The sequence below is a fragment of the Desulfomonilia bacterium genome (assembly GCA_036567785.1).
Lineage (GTDB): Bacteria > Desulfobacterota > Desulfomonilia > UBA1062 > UBA1062 > DATCTV01.
In genome coordinates this window covers 53,764-67,525 of sequence record DATCTV010000004.1, presented here as the reverse complement: position 1 = coordinate 67,525, position 13,762 = coordinate 53,764, and the positions used below count along the sequence as shown (strand labels likewise).

Annotated in this window: 14 protein-coding genes; 3 read left to right on the top strand and 11 right to left on the bottom strand. The window is 46.8% G+C overall.

Going from position 1 to position 13,762, the window contains the following annotated elements:
• The first annotated feature begins 39 nt into the window (after nt 1–39).
• The 3 genes from VIS94_01210 (at nt 40) to VIS94_01200 (ending at nt 3,078) form a co-directional block, all read left to right on the top strand.
• Entirely contained in the window at nt 40–1,062 is a 1,023-nt protein-coding gene (locus tag VIS94_01210; protein ID HEY9159690.1) for a type II glyceraldehyde-3-phosphate dehydrogenase, read from the top strand.
• 95 nt (nt 1,063–1,157) lie between these two features.
• Nucleotides 1,158–2,420, top strand: a complete 1,263-nt coding sequence (pgk, locus tag VIS94_01205) for a phosphoglycerate kinase (protein ID HEY9159689.1) — start codon at nt 1,158–1,160, stop codon at nt 2,418–2,420.
• A 58-nt stretch (nt 2,421–2,478) separates the two neighbouring features.
• On the top strand, nt 2,479–3,078 hold the full coding sequence (locus VIS94_01200) for a hypothetical protein (protein ID HEY9159688.1): 600 nt from the start codon (nt 2,479–2,481) through the stop codon (nt 3,076–3,078).
• Between the two features lie 64 nt (nt 3,079–3,142).
• On the opposite strand, the gene VIS94_01195 is transcribed toward VIS94_01200, so the two are convergent.
• The 11 genes from VIS94_01195 to VIS94_01145 all read right to left on the bottom strand — a co-directional run bounded on the left by VIS94_01195 (nt 3,143) and on the right by VIS94_01145 (nt 13,747).
• Nucleotides 3,143–4,096, bottom strand: coding sequence for a Gfo/Idh/MocA family oxidoreductase (locus tag VIS94_01195; protein HEY9159687.1), 954 nt, complete (start codon nt 4,094–4,096; stop codon nt 3,143–3,145).
• Between the two features lie 11 nt (nt 4,097–4,107).
• Entirely contained in the window at nt 4,108–4,938 is an 831-nt protein-coding gene (locus VIS94_01190; protein ID HEY9159686.1) for an N-formylglutamate amidohydrolase, read from the bottom strand.
• Between the two features lie 12 nt (nt 4,939–4,950).
• The gene (locus VIS94_01185; GenBank protein ID HEY9159685.1) at nt 4,951–5,946 is read right to left on the bottom strand and encodes a hypothetical protein; all 996 of its coding nucleotides are present in this window, start codon (nt 5,944–5,946) and stop codon (nt 4,951–4,953) included.
• Nucleotides 5,947–5,964: 18 nt separating this feature from the next.
• Nucleotides 5,965–6,873 carry an aspartate/glutamate racemase family protein gene (locus VIS94_01180; GenBank protein HEY9159684.1) on the bottom strand — a complete coding sequence of 303 codons (909 nt, stop codon included), beginning with the start codon at nt 6,871–6,873 and terminating at the stop codon, nt 5,965–5,967.
• A gap of 4 nt (nt 6,874–6,877) precedes the next feature.
• Entirely contained in the window at nt 6,878–8,116 is a 1,239-nt protein-coding gene (locus VIS94_01175; GenBank protein HEY9159683.1) for a CapA family protein, read from the bottom strand.
• Nucleotides 8,117–8,127: 11 nt separating this feature from the next.
• Nucleotides 8,128–9,300: an alanine racemase gene (gene alr / locus VIS94_01170; GenBank protein ID HEY9159682.1), complete on the bottom strand. Its 1,173-nt coding sequence runs from the start codon at nt 9,298–9,300 to the stop codon at nt 8,128–8,130.
• 6 nt (nt 9,301–9,306) lie between these two features.
• Nucleotides 9,307–10,152, bottom strand: coding sequence for an aminotransferase class IV (locus VIS94_01165; GenBank protein ID HEY9159681.1), 846 nt, complete (start codon nt 10,150–10,152; stop codon nt 9,307–9,309).
• Between the two features lie 321 nt (nt 10,153–10,473).
• Entirely contained in the window at nt 10,474–11,313 is an 840-nt protein-coding gene (locus VIS94_01160) for an FAD/NAD(P)-binding protein (protein HEY9159680.1), read from the bottom strand.
• A gap of 3 nt (nt 11,314–11,316) precedes the next feature.
• A complete protein-coding gene (locus VIS94_01155; protein HEY9159679.1) occupies nt 11,317–12,348 on the bottom strand; it encodes a 4Fe-4S dicluster domain-containing protein in 1,032 nt (343 codons plus the stop codon).
• Between the two features lie 16 nt (nt 12,349–12,364).
• Nucleotides 12,365–13,213 (bottom strand): CoB--CoM heterodisulfide reductase iron-sulfur subunit B family protein, encoded by an 849-nt coding sequence (locus tag VIS94_01150; protein HEY9159678.1) that lies wholly within the window; start codon nt 13,211–13,213, stop codon nt 12,365–12,367.
• 12 nt (nt 13,214–13,225) lie between these two features.
• Nucleotides 13,226–13,747, bottom strand: coding sequence for a 4Fe-4S dicluster domain-containing protein (locus VIS94_01145; protein HEY9159677.1), 522 nt, complete (start codon nt 13,745–13,747; stop codon nt 13,226–13,228).
• Between the last annotated feature and the right edge of the window lie 15 nt (nt 13,748–13,762).

Here is a 13,762-nt window from a genome sequence, read left to right as displayed (position 1 = left end):
TTACCACTCACAACTGAATTTAATAGGAGGAATTATACTATGGTTAAAGTAGGAGTTGCAGGTTACGGTGTGATAGGCCAGAGGCTGGCCGATGGAGTGGCCCTCCAGGAAGACATGGAGCTTGCCGGTGTCGTCGATGCGACGACAAGCCTTTCCGTCATGGCGCTTAAGGAAAAGGGCATGCCGTACAAGCTGTATGCCGTCAATAAGGACGCCTATGATCTTTTCAAATCAAACGGAATCCCCTGCGAGGGGCTCATGGAGGACCTGCTGAAAAAGGTCGATATAATGCTCGATGCGGCGCCCGGAGGGATTGGGGCAAAAAACAAGGAACTTTACAAGAAACACAATGTCAAGGCTGTTTTCCAGGGCGGTGAAAAGGACGAAGTGGCGGATGTATTTTTTCACGGCTACGCAAACTATGAGAAAGGCCTCGGCCAGAATTATCTGAAGCTTACTTCATGCAACACCACCGGCCTCATCCGGGCGGTCGACTGCCTTGACCGCATATGGGGAATAGAAAAGGTTGCTATAACAATAGTCAGAAGGGTAGCCGACCCAGGCGACTACCACAGGGGACTGACGAATGCCCTGCAGGTGGATAAGGCACCGAGCCACCAGGCTGTCGATCTGATGACCATAATGCCGCACATAAACGCAACCGGCATACTTGTACATACACCGGTGACGCACGGCCATTTCATTACCGTTGTTGCGACACCCAAAAAGAAACTCGATGTCAATGGCGTTATAAAGGCCTTCAGCGAACATGACAGGATAAGGGTCGTCAGCCTCAAGGAAGGTTTTCTCGGAAATGCGTCCATCTTCAGATACGCGCGTGATCTTGGAAGGCCGAGAGGCGATCTTTATGAAATATGCATATGGAAAGATACGGTGGTGATGTCAGGCGATGATGTAATGTTCGGAATACATATACCTCAGGAATCAGTTACCATACCCGAGACGATTGATGCCGTAAGGGCCGCACTCGGAATGCAGAAGGAAAGGCTCGAAGCGGTCGGGATGACGAATAAGTATCTGGGGCTTCCGAGCTGGAAATAAAAAAGTAATGCCAAAAAACATTCAGCCTCCCATATCCCCCTCCTATCAGGGAGGAGGTGGGAGATTGAGAAATATTTATATTTGAGGGGTAGAAAATGGGCGAAATGAAAATTACGTCAATGCGGGAAATGGATGTCAAGGGAAAGACTGTGCTGCTGAGACTGGACATAAACTCGCCGATCGACCCTGTGACAAAAAAAATCACGAACAGGAACAGGCTTAAGGAAAGCCTGCCGACGCTCAAGTTCCTCATTGAGAACAAGGCTAAAATTGCAATAATTGCACATCAGGGCGACACACTCGACTATCAGAACCTGATACCGTTGAACGAGCATGCCGCGATTTTAGGTGAACTGCTCGGTAAAGAGGTTAAATATATCGATGACGTCTGCGGCCCGGCTGCCCAATATCTGGTGAAAAGGCTTAAGCGCGGTGAAATGGCTCTGCTGGGAAATCTGAGGTATCTGAGCGAAGAGATATCCACCTTTGAAAACGCCGTAAAGCTGGAACCTTCCGAGATGCTTGACACGTTCCTGGTAAGGAGCCTTGCACCTCTGGTTGACATATACATAAATGACGCCTTCTCAGCGGCACACAGGAATGCGCCTTCAATGACCGCATTTCAGGAAATCAAACCATCCGCGGCAGGGGATCTTCTGTTCAGAGAGGTCGAGGCTCTGACAAAGGTAATGAAATCTCCGGTGAAGCCGTCGGTTTTCATTCTGGGCGGCGCAAAGATATCGGATGCGTTCGGCATGATGAAACAGGTGCTCGCAAACGGCACGGCGGACAAGATTCTCACCTGCGGGATAACCGGAGAGATATTCCTTATGGCCGGCGGCAGGTCCATCGGAGAGAAAAAAGAAAAATTCCTGAAGGACAAAAGCCTGCTGGAGTTTATCGAACCTGCCAAAGAATATCTGAGGGATTATCCCGGAAGGATAGAAATGCCGGTTGATCTTGCATTTGAAAGTGGCGGGCTGAGAAAAGAGATAGATATAAAGGAACTGCCTGCTGATGAGATGTTTATGGATATCGGGGAAAAGACCATCTCGAACTATTCACGCATAATCGAAGCAGCCAGCACGCTCTTTACCAACGGCCCGGCAGGCGTTTATGAAAATCCGCTGTTTGAAAAGGGTACGAAGATGATTTTGCAGGCGATTGCCGAATCAAAAGGATATTCGGTCATCGGTGGCGGGGATACGGTCGCTGCTGCGGAAAAGCTCATCGACATTAAAAAGATAAGCTATGTTTGCACGGCAGGCGGCGCCATGGTACGATTTCTTACAGGAAAGAAACTTCCCCTAATAAAAGCAATGGAAAAGGCTTATAATAAGATGCATGATGCAAAGTAGGTAATCAGATAGAGGATTCTTTTTAGTGTAATATAAATATTAAAGGAGAAAATATAGAATGAAGACAAGAATATTAATTATCCTTGTTTCTTTTTACTTAATATTTCCTATTTCTGTGTTAGCAAAACCTATCAACGAAAAATTAGAGCGTACTGTAATTAACATTACTGGAGAATCATTGTCAGATAAAATAGTCTTATCAATTAGGGCTAGAGATATTAAAAGTCCTTTCCAATGGACTCTGGAAATAATTTCAAACGGAAAAACAATCTTTTCATACTCAGAGGATGACGCAAATATTGATGAATTATTTAAAGATAAGGATTTTATTGGGGGATGCACAACTTATATAGATTGCAAAAAGAAATGGTACTTTAAACAGCTTCTTGATTTGGTGGTAGTTAAACGTTCTGACTATGACCTTGAAGGGATCTTGAACAAAAATCGAAGTGGAACATTGTATCCAATAGGAAGAGAATACTTGGCTGAGTGCTGCGGTGTTGGGACAAAAAAAGCTGATGAGATTCTTTTTAAGATTGAAAACAGAATTCGCAGTGGTAAAGCAGTTATGATAACAATTCCAAATCCTGTTACTGCGGGATCTCTAATGATATACTGTCCAGAAGTTAATCGTTTTATTCCAGTATATAGTGATTAAAGAGATATTATAGATTTCATAGAAAACAGCCTAAAGAGTGATAAAGTAGTAAAGTGATGCAAAGTCATAACGAACTGTAGAGTGCATCTATAACTGCCATATTTCTGATTGCATCATTTACATCCCAATGAGGGGGCCTTTTGTTGATGACTGCATCCATGAAATCTTCAAGTTCGAGAGTGTAGCAGTTTGCGCCCGGGGTCGTAATGATCTCATCACCGCTGTTTGTGCGGATGATGAAGCGGGCTTCGTTCTCGCCCGGGAACCACGGGCTTTCGATGATTATCGCACCTTCGGTTCCTGCAATCTCTGCATAATGACGTTCGAAGTTGCTGATGCTTGTCTCGAAATGGGCGAGCACACCATCCGGGAATTCGAGCATGCCGGTCATGGTTTCATCTACTTTTTCCCCTGTTGCAAATGCCTTAGCCCTTAACGGTTCGCATCCTGTAATGAGGCGCGAGAGGTTGACGCAGTAGCAACCGACATCCATCAGGGCCCCTCCGCCAAGGCCGGGATTTGCGCAAATGGATTCAGGATCGTCCAGCATGAATGTAAAGCGGCTGAAGATGGTTGATGGTTTTCCAATCCTTCCCTGCGAAACCGCGTCGAGCACTTTTTTATACAATGGGTGAAATCTGTACATAAAGGCTTCCGCGACAGGTATTCCCGATTCTGCTGATGCTTCGGTGACGGTTAGAGCCTGTTCTGCATTAAGGGCAAATGGCTTTTCGCAGAGGACCGGAATGCGTCTTTCGATTGCCTTCAGACACCATTCGGCATGCATGCTGTTGGGCAGAGGGATATAGATTGCATCGATACCGCCTGAATCAAGAAGCTCAATATATGAACCGCAGGCTTTTTCAATTCCATACAGCCGCTGCCATTCCTGGGCCTTTTTGATGTCGCGGCTTGCAATGGCGTGAACGACGCCGTTTTTTGTGAGCTTCATAGCGTCAAAGATTGCCCTGCTTATATTAGCGCAACCCAGAATTCCCCATTTGAATTTATCAGTCATGGCTGTGCAGGTTATGATTGAAAGGAATGTATGGCAACTGCACTTGCCAGACCTTCTTTTATGGCTTCGACAATCTCCGGATAGATAACACCTTTATGTTCATCCATGTAAATCTTTGATACTTCTGTGGGAAGGACAAGGATGTTTTCGTTCCAGGCACTTAGCCTTCTGCACAGCTCTCCTTTTCCGAAGAAAACGAGATTCTCGGCAGCGCTCACTTCAATGCCTGGAATAGATATATCACCGAGGCATTCGAGCCATCTTTTAATGGCTTTATCCCAGCGTTTCCTGTCAAGTAGCGCTGTCCCCAGATTGAACACCGGCGGGTTTGCTATCCCTTTCTCAACCTGTCTTGAAATGTTATATGAATGAATGTCGTAAATAATGCAGTGTCCGAACCTTTCGAGAAGAACGGTTATGCAGGTTCCCATGAAGAGGTAGAATGCCTCATATTTTTCAAGGCTGGCCATATTCATTTTTTCATCGGGCTGTTCCTTATAGACACTGACTCCCCAGAACCTTTCAGGGCTCAGGGGAAGTGCGAGTTCGGAAGGGCGGTTGAGGTCATATTCGGCCCTTGAATCCAGCGCCCAAACGGTACTCCTGCACCCTCTGATCATGGTATCGGTTGCAGGGTCTTCCTCGAAAAGTCTTGCCTCTTCGGAAATGCTCATCAGGGGAAGCAGCTCTTTTCTTACTCTGTGGCCCGCATGTATTGCGGTTGCTATGTATGGAACGGAAATATCGATATCGAATGAATATCCGCCTTCAGGGCCTGTGCCATTGATATGTCCCAGGTTTTTAAACCTTTCGGCAATTTCAGGGTCGAAGGGGATATTCATTCGTTGTTTTCGCTAAGCCTGATTGATGCCGTATCTTTCCAGGGCCGAGGTGACGATCAGATGCAGCATCTCCTTGTATTCTTCCATATGGCCTTTGCCGGACGGGTGATAAAGGGAATATATCTGCGGGCTCCAGCTCTTGTACGGTTTCAGGCCGGGAATGCCGTTTATCTCTATGACGCGCAGTCTGTCGTCGGACCCCACGCGCATGTCCACCCTGACGTGATCGAGGCAGTTGAGTGCATCGGTCGCCTGTTTGCAGAGTTCTTTTGACTCCTCGAACTTGGTTTCGGGTATGCTTATCTTTGTAAGTCCAACACCCCTGAGGTCGCTCCTTAATATCTGATATTTGCCGTAGTGGGACTTGTCGACGGTTACCTTTCCCGGCAGTATTTCCTGGAGCCTGCCGTTTCCGAACATGAGCACGGTATATTCCTGGCCCGGCAGATATTCCTCGACGAGGGCCGCCTGTTCAAGTTCGTCGTGTACGTATTTTATGCGCTTTTCGAGCTGTTCCCTGTTGTGTACGACGCTTTCGTCGCTGATACCGATAGAGCGCGATTCACAGTTAGGTTTTACAAAGGCCGGGAAGGGGATGCCATCGGGAATGTCGCATCCGACGTCAACGAGGAAATGCTTCGGACACAGCGCTCCGTGTTCGTGCATGATTCTATGGGTTTCGTATTTCTGTATGAGCTGCTTCATTGTGAGAGCGCTCGGTCCGATATAAGGGATGCCCTTATCGTCCATGATATCCGCCACCCAGTCGATATCGCCCTTGATGCCGATTATGTCCTCACGCTGGGATATGTAATAAAGCGCACTCCAGACAATATCGTATGACTTGTTGTTGATGGCCTTCATGAAATCATCAAGGGTCTCAACATAGGCAATTTCAGCCGATCTGTCCCCTGTGTTGAGCGTTTCGCACATTATGTTTGTCACCTTCATGTCGCCCCATCCCTGAGCGTCACCGCCGGGACCCGTTACTATCAGTACCTTTTTCATTAGTTGATCTCCTTGTCTTTAGAATGTAAACAAATCCGGATCATGCCGGTAATTTCTGAGTGCATCCGCAGTCATCGGGGAAGAAGCCTCGAGAATGCGGGAAATCGAAGCTATTTTCTCATCGCTCAGGATAATCCTTGAGACTACCTCCAGGTCGATCCTGATATCGTTTTGACTTCCGGCCACACCATCCTTGAAGATGGTTTCGCTCATTTCTTTATTCGGGTTGAGTATTGTAATCTGAGCTTCAAAATATTTCTTCAGCTTATCCATGAAAACGTCGTGACTGTAACCGTAATGGGTGCAGCAGAAGGCTGCGATTACGGGAAGAGTCCTGTTCACGGCCTTGATGGAGGCTTCACCTATATAGCGGTCTATCATGGAAACGACGGCTTCGCTTGCAGGGTCTTTTTCGATCTCCCCTGCGAGTTTGTCGCATGGTTGCAGGATGATCCTTTCGTCGGGAATGCCTTTTTCAATAAGCGCTTTCCTGTGAGCATCCGATTCGATCGTGGCCGGAGTCCCCAGTATGATCACCCTGCTTCCAGGCTGTGATGCCATTTCTTTGCTTATAATCTCCACGCCGGTATCGATTATGCCCATGACAGGGGTCTTCGTGTTCCTGCTGAACTCGGTTTTGGGATATATGGTAGAGAGCGTGTTGCATGCAATCATTATCATGTCGGGTTTGAATTTTTCCATTCCGATAAGAGCGCGGTTGAATACTCGTATCCTTTCGTTCATATCCGGAAGGAGATTATAGCCCCTGTTCTGTTCGGGCCAGGCATTGAAATAAGTGAGTTTTGCGTGTCCGAACGGGCGGTATTTTTTCAGGTTTTCGACTATGTCCGCGCAGACGGAAAGTCCTCCAAGGCCGGAATCGGTAATAAGCAAAGAGATTTCGTTCTTTCCGGAAAATGATGTCATCGGATCACCGCTTTTCCGTCATCCATTTTGTCGTAAGTTCATAAGCCCAGTCTGGTGATTCGTCTATTTTCCCTTCAATGATCCTGGTCATGGCGTCTATCCAGTGCTGATTGTGCTGCATAGTGGCAATGCGGTTACGGAACATGGCCGCGCCTTTCTTCGGTTCGTCAGCCAGTTTCTTCATAAGTGTATCTATCTCGTTTTTGAAGCCGTCTGTGCCGTAGTAGCGCAGGAAGCCGTTCCAGGCATCCCTGATGCTGATATCGTCTGAAAGAGGTGCGGATATCCTTTGAAGATTATCAAAGAACATGCTGAGTCTCTCTCCTTCAAGAAGGGCCAGACTTGTGCCGCCTATCTCATATGGAATGACGCTTATGCCTGAAACACCATTTCTCGAAAGGCCAGCCTTTACAAGATAACCCATCTTTCGGTGGAGCAGATCTGTCTCCTGATAGAACACGAAATTGCCGAGGCTGTAGCAAAGAGGTATGCCTTTGTATATCTCTATGCCTTGCGGCACATGCGGGTGGTGTCCTATGATCAGGTTTGCGCCTGCATCAGCTATGCGTTTGAAGGCATCTGTCACATAGGGGGGTGGGAAAGCGATATATTCAACGCCGCAATGACAGATTACGATGATGATATCGACTTTGCCACGGATCTCACCGGTTAATCTCGCGACCTTGTCGATATCCCAGCCGAATACGCCCGGACCGTCGATTGCGGATGTAAGGTCTTCGCCTTCGCTGAAATTGATGATGCCGATTCTGATACCCTTGAGATTTAGAATCAGTGGTGCTTGAGCCTCATTTGCTGACATTCCTGCGCCGAGGAATCGTATGGAATTTTTATCGAGTAGTTCCAGCGACTTTTCAAAAGAATCGACACCGTAGTCGAATACATGGTTATTGGCTAATGTTACTATCTCGAATGGAACTGATGTGAGGCCTTTGATGTGCTCCGGACGGCCCTTGAAAACAGCTCCGCTTTTCCATACGGGCGTATCGCCGAAGAGAGTGCATTCAAGGTTGGTAATGCGGAGATTGCTGCCCCGTAATACATTGAGGACATTACCGTAGATCGATTCGGGGGCGTTCTCGATTATTTCATCGAATGCGCGGATAGGCGCCCAGTCGCCGGAAATGATAATCTCGGCGTCAGGCTTCTGCGCTTTCTCATTTATCCAGCATCCGTTCTTCCAGTCAAACCCATCAGATGCCTTGCAGCTTGAATCAAGGTTCATGAGAACTGCCTTTATATGTATATTCTTGGTACTCGCGGCGCCAGAGATGACACAATCTCATAATTAATCGTTCCGATCGAACCGGCAATCTCATCGGCCGTAATTTCATTATCACCCTGCTTTCCTATTATGACAACCTCATCTTCAATATCTATGTTTTCCAGACAGCCCACATCGAGCATTGTCAGGTCCATGCATATTGTTCCCACAACAGGAACCCTTTGTCCTCTGACGAGCATTGAGCCTTTTGAAGAAAGCAGCCTTTCGTATCCATCTGCATAACCGAGAGGTATTGTGGCTATTTTTGTGGACCTGACACTTTCCCAGGTACACCCATAACTGACTTTGAATCCAGCGGGCACTTCCTTTACATGGATTACGCAGGACTTTAAAGACATTACCGGCTTGAGACTTATCATTTCTCTGTCTGTTTCATTCGACGGCCAGAGTCCATACAGTGCAATGCCCGGCCTTACCATGTCGAGATGTGTTTCTGGCATTTCGATTGTTGCAGCACTATTGGCCGCATGGCGGATCTCGACCTCGAATGAATGTTTTTTTAATTGAGTCAGAATATCCATGAATATGTTGAACTGTGACAATGCATGAGTTTTATCACGACTGTCCGCACGTGCAAAATGTGTGTAGATTCCTTCAATCTGAAGTCCCGGCATTCTGGCGATATCCAGTATTTCCTTTATTGTACGGTTCATTTCACTCTTTGGAAAAGGCGTCAAGGCGGACATGTCCGACATAAGACCCAGTCTTCCCATTCCGGTATCGATTTTAATATGCGATTTTAAGTTTTTATGCTGCCTGACGGCCTCATCTGAAAGAGCTCTGGCGGATTCCAGCGAATTGATTGAAGCCCTTATATCGTTAGTTGACAGGTAATCCACATAAGCCGGGGAACAGTATCCAAAAAGCAGTATCGGGGCGTTTATGCCTGACTGCCTGAGCTGTGCGGCTTCAGATATTCTCGCAACCGCCAGGAAATCAGCGCCATTGGCCAATGCCGTCTGTGAGACCTTTACTGCGCCATGGCCATAACCGTCAGCTTTGACTACCGCCATAATCCTTGAGGTTTTTGAGGTGACCCGTCTCAGTTCCCGGAAGTTATGCGCAAGGGCATTGAGATCGATTTCAGCCCTTGTAAGGGGTGGTATTGGGTTGTCGTTGTCCATTTTTGTTTATATTTTTCCCTCACCGTATGCTGTTGTATATTCTTTGAACAGGCGCATGATCTCGAGTGTATTTTTTCCAACCAGTCCGCTGCCTATCTGTATATCATTCACCTTCACAACCGGGACGATTTCTTTGTTTGATGCGGTAATGAAAACCTCTTCCATGCTCTCAAGTTCCGATTTGTCGATATCCCTGATATTCACATCAAAACGGTTCTGAACAAGCTTCAATACTACACTGCGAGTGATTCCCGGTAATATGTCATTACCGGATGTTATGAGTTTGCCGTCCTTGAAGAAGAAAAAGTTTGTTGTTGTGCCTTCAAGAATGCGATTATGCCTGTCGACATATATAGCCTCAACGCCGCCTTCTCTTTTGGCCTGCTGCTGTGCGAAAACCGCAGAAAGATAATTCGTGCTCTTGGCTCCGGGAATAAATCTTTCCATATCGACGGTTATGACTTTAACGCCGTCGGTGTACCATGATGGCGGAAGCATATGTTTGCCTGTCACCATAACCATGAGGATGCCTTTGCCTTCAGGTGAAACCCCGTCGGAACTTACGCCGCCGGTATAAACGATACGTATATTTAATTCTTTATGGTGAGGATTCTTCTTTATGGTTTCTTCTACAATTTCACACATCTGGGCATTGGTGTGTTTGAGTTCGAGGCCTATATATTTTGCCGAGTTCTCAAGGCGCTCGACATGCTCTTTAAGATAAAATGGACGCCTGTTGTAGGTAATAAGAAAGTCGAATACGCCGAATCCTCTCAATACAACTATGTCTTTTGCGCATAAAACCGCCTTGTCGTCATCCACAAACTGTCCGTCAATGTAGTAAGTGTCCATATATCCTTTCCTTTCAATTATTAGTTTTCAGCCTGATTCTGATTATATTGAACGACATAATTAGAACTGCTTCAGGTGTCAATTAAATTGTGACTTAAAAAGAAAAAACTGAAATATGAATTGTATTTAAGTGCAATTAACATGTTAGTTAATATTCTTAAAAGTAATTTGCACGTGGCTGTCTATATGATTTAAAAATCAGAGGCCTGTTGACATCTATGGAGCAGGTCAGTTGCCAGATGAGACGATATGAATATGTATGAACCTTTAAATAAAAAAAGCGGCAGGATATGCCGCTTTTCAGGGATATAAGATTAATCTTTAATATTCTTTTGTAAGGTTGTCCAACTCAGCAAGTGAGAATACAGGACCATCCTTGCAGACGTATTTGTTTCCGACGTTGCAGCGGCCGCATTTGCCGATTCCGCACTTCATCCGCATTTCGAGAGATGTGAGGATGTTTTCCTTGGAAAAGTTCAGGTCAAAGAAAACAGGCAGCGTAAACCTGATCATGATCGGGGGCCCGCATATTACTGCAACTGCGTTTTCGTTGCTGGGTGCCACTTCCTTGCAGACTGCCGGGACAAATCCCTCCCTGCCTTTCCAGCTTGAATCAGCCTTATCGACAGTTACATGAAGGTTTATGTCATCCCTTTTCCCCCATGCCTCAAGCTCGTTCTTGTAAAGAAGGAGGCCGGGAGTCCTTGCGCCGTAGATGCATGTGATGTTGCCGAAGTCTTTACGGTTTTTCTCATCAAGCATGTATATGATGAGGGAACGCAGTGTTGTGAATGCGAATCCGCCTCCTACTACAACTATGTTCTTTCCTTTGAGAAATTCAAGCGGCCAGGAATTGCCGAGTGGTCCCCTGATCCCCATGAGAGCGCCTTCTTCCATCTCATGCAGGGCTGACGTTACAACACCGGCCTTCTGTACAGTGAATTCCACATAGCCTTTCTGGGTAGGCGAGCTTGCGATACCGATCGGGGATTCGCCCTTGCCGTAAATTGAAAGTTCTCCGAACTGGCCCGGGATATATGCAAACTTCTGCTCGTCCTCGGGATTGACAAATACAAACCTGAAAGATTTGATGTCTTTCGTGTCGACTTCTGTAATTATCTTATCAACCCTCACCGGGAAGGGAACATAAGGATTATTCATTGCTCACCCCTGACTCTGTTTTGAAATGTCTTCGACGATTTTGCGGATGTCCATGTTGACAGGACAGAACATTACGCATCTGCCGCAGCCGACGCATGCAATCGCATCGAAGTTGTCTACATAATAGCGGAATTTGTGCATCACCCTCTGGCGCCATCGCTCTTTCTGAGAAGGCCTGGGATTATGGCCCGATGTTTCTTTCGTAAACAGCCAGAACATGCAGGAATCCCAATTCCTGATCCTTTTGCCGTCTGAGCCTTTTATCTCGTCCTGTATGTCGAAGCAGTGGCATGTCGGGCAAAGATAGGTGCATGTGCCGCAGGCCAGGCATTTCTGATGAAGCGTATTCCAGAACTCATGCTCGAAATTGGCATCCAGCCATGCCTTGATGTCTTTGGCCGGAACCTTTGATTTGATTTGAGAAGCAGCAGCTGATGCGATTTCTTCCTTCTTTTTTTCGGCCTTTTTGTCCGCTTTTTTCCCGCCGAAGAAGTCTGCAAGTTTCCCGCCTTTCTCAGTAAGAAATTCGACAAGACAGTTATCGCCGAGATCGGTAACCATTACGTCGACACCTTCGGTGGATGTAGGACTGCCGCCGACTGATGTGCAGAAACAGCTCGTATAAGGAACCTTTGAGCATGCGATTGCAATGACCGTTGTGTTGTTCCTCTTCTCTATATAATATGGATCCTTGTATTTTTCCTGGTCAAAGAGAAAATCCAGAAGCCAGAAGCTTCTTGCATCACAAGGCTTTACTCCGAAGAGCACTGTCGGTGCCGCGTCAATGGTTTCACCGTTGAATTCCACACCCGCCTTTGTCCTTGTATATTTAAGCATGCACTCGCTTCTGGGGAACATGTAGTTTTTGGGAGCGTTCTTGGTGTTGCCCGCGACAAGTTTTACCTTATCGCCTTTTTTAAGCGGTGCGAACAGGATATTGTCCTCATCGGCAACCGGTGCAATCACTGTCATGGTTTCGGCAATCTTTTCAGCAATTGCAGCCAACTCGTCTTTTGCTATAAGTTTCTTTTCCATGGCCATCTCTCTTTCCTTAAATAAGTCCGAGTCCCTTTAGGAGCGGCGTTCCGTCAACGGTATGCATTTTTGCCCAGGTTTCAGGTCCTGCAATCCCCATTGCCAGGGCAAGAAGTTCCGTGAAATAGAAAACAGGCAGCTTGAGGTTTGCGCTTGCCCTCATGTCGAGGTTTGCCATGCATATCGGGCATGCAACGACTACACAATTGGCGCCTGCTTCCCTGGCCATGGTCATTAGTTTGTCAACCATGTTGTTGACGACCTTCGTCATGCTGATAGTAAGGCTTCCACCACAACAGTCGGTCTTGTACGACCATTGCTTGACATCGGCGCCAACCGTTTCCATAATCTTGTCAAGAAGGACGGGATTCTCATGGTTGTCAAAGTTGCAGATTTCTTTCGGCCTTAGAAGCAGGCAGCCGTAATAAGAAACAGGCCTTATGCCCTTAAGCGGTTTGACAACCTTTTTTGCAAGCTCTTCCAGGCCGATGTCATTTATGATTATGTCTATAGGGTTACGGATCGCAATATTTCCTTCATATTTTCCGCCGACAATCTTTTCAATCTCGCCTTTCAGTTTGCTGTCTTCTTTAAGGTGGTGCTGGGTGCTTTTAAGGCGGTTGAAACAGGCGGCACACGGGACCATCACATCCATGCCGTTCTTCTCTGCTGCAACAAGGTCGCGTGCAGGCAGCGCAACCGAAAGCTTGAAGTTCGTGCTGTGTGCGGCGGTTGCACCGCAGCATGACCAGTCCTTGATTTCATTGAGTTCAATGCCAAGGGCGGCGCTCACGGCCGTAACGGATTCTCCATATTCCCTGGCCGTACCGTGCAGTGAACATCCTGGATAATAAGAAAGTTTCAAGATGCGCCTCCTTTATTTTGTTTCCCTGAATATTTTTCTCACCGCGGCCATATCTTTCGTCCGTGGTGATATGGGATGAATCTTACCTTTCATGAACATGCCCATGCCCATAATAACATCCGAGAAGAGGTCACCCGACCAGAGTTTGTACTCAGCCATCATCATGCCTTCATTTATGCGGCCGTTTACCCAGATGTTATGCAGGAATGCCTTGTGCAGCTTCAGGATGTTCTTTTCCCTTGCCGCATAACCCTGTTCGAGAGCCATTTCTCTGAGTGCATCCATCATTCGTGCGATGTCGACCTCATTGGGACATCGTGTTATGCAGGTTTCGCATGATGCACACATCCATATGGTAGAAGAATTCAGGACTTCATCCTTCATGCCGTTCTGAATCATCTTGATAATCCTGTTGGGATTATACTCCATGATGTTTGCCATCGGGCAGCCAGCCGTGCACTTGCGGCAGTGATAACAGCGCTGCAGAGGCACACCGTTTATCTTCTCATTAACTTCGGCTAGAAAGCTGTTCATATTTTAATCCACCTT

Excerpts from the sequence above, each read along its gene's own strand:
- VIS94_01210 (HEY9159690.1), top strand. The coding sequence starts at position 40 with ATGGTTAAAGTAGGAGTTGCAGGTTACGGTGTGATAGGCCAGAGGCTG.
- pgk (HEY9159689.1), top strand. The coding sequence starts at position 1,158 with ATGGGCGAAATGAAAATTACGTCAATGCGGGAAATGGATGTCAAGGGA.
- VIS94_01200 (HEY9159688.1), top strand. The coding sequence starts at position 2,479 with ATGAAGACAAGAATATTAATTATCCTTGTTTCTTTTTACTTAATATTT.
- VIS94_01195 (HEY9159687.1), bottom strand. The coding sequence starts at position 4,096 with ATGACTGATAAATTCAAATGGGGAATTCTGGGTTGCGCTAATATAAGC.
- VIS94_01190 (HEY9159686.1), bottom strand. The coding sequence starts at position 4,938 with ATGAATATCCCCTTCGACCCTGAAATTGCCGAAAGGTTTAAAAACCTG.
- VIS94_01185 (HEY9159685.1), bottom strand. The coding sequence starts at position 5,946 with ATGAAAAAGGTACTGATAGTAACGGGTCCCGGCGGTGACGCTCAGGGA.
- VIS94_01180 (HEY9159684.1), bottom strand. The coding sequence starts at position 6,873 with ATGACATCATTTTCCGGAAAGAACGAAATCTCTTTGCTTATTACCGAT.
- VIS94_01175 (HEY9159683.1), bottom strand. The coding sequence starts at position 8,116 with ATGAACCTTGATTCAAGCTGCAAGGCATCTGATGGGTTTGACTGGAAG.
- alr (HEY9159682.1), bottom strand. The coding sequence starts at position 9,300 with ATGGACAACGACAACCCAATACCACCCCTTACAAGGGCTGAAATCGAT.
- VIS94_01165 (HEY9159681.1), bottom strand. The coding sequence starts at position 10,152 with ATGGACACTTACTACATTGACGGACAGTTTGTGGATGACGACAAGGCG.
- VIS94_01160 (HEY9159680.1), bottom strand. The coding sequence starts at position 11,313 with ATGAATAATCCTTATGTTCCCTTCCCGGTGAGGGTTGATAAGATAATT.
- VIS94_01155 (HEY9159679.1), bottom strand. The coding sequence starts at position 12,348 with ATGGAAAAGAAACTTATAGCAAAAGACGAGTTGGCTGCAATTGCTGAA.
- VIS94_01145 (HEY9159677.1), bottom strand. The coding sequence starts at position 13,747 with ATGAACAGCTTTCTAGCCGAAGTTAATGAGAAGATAAACGGTGTGCCT.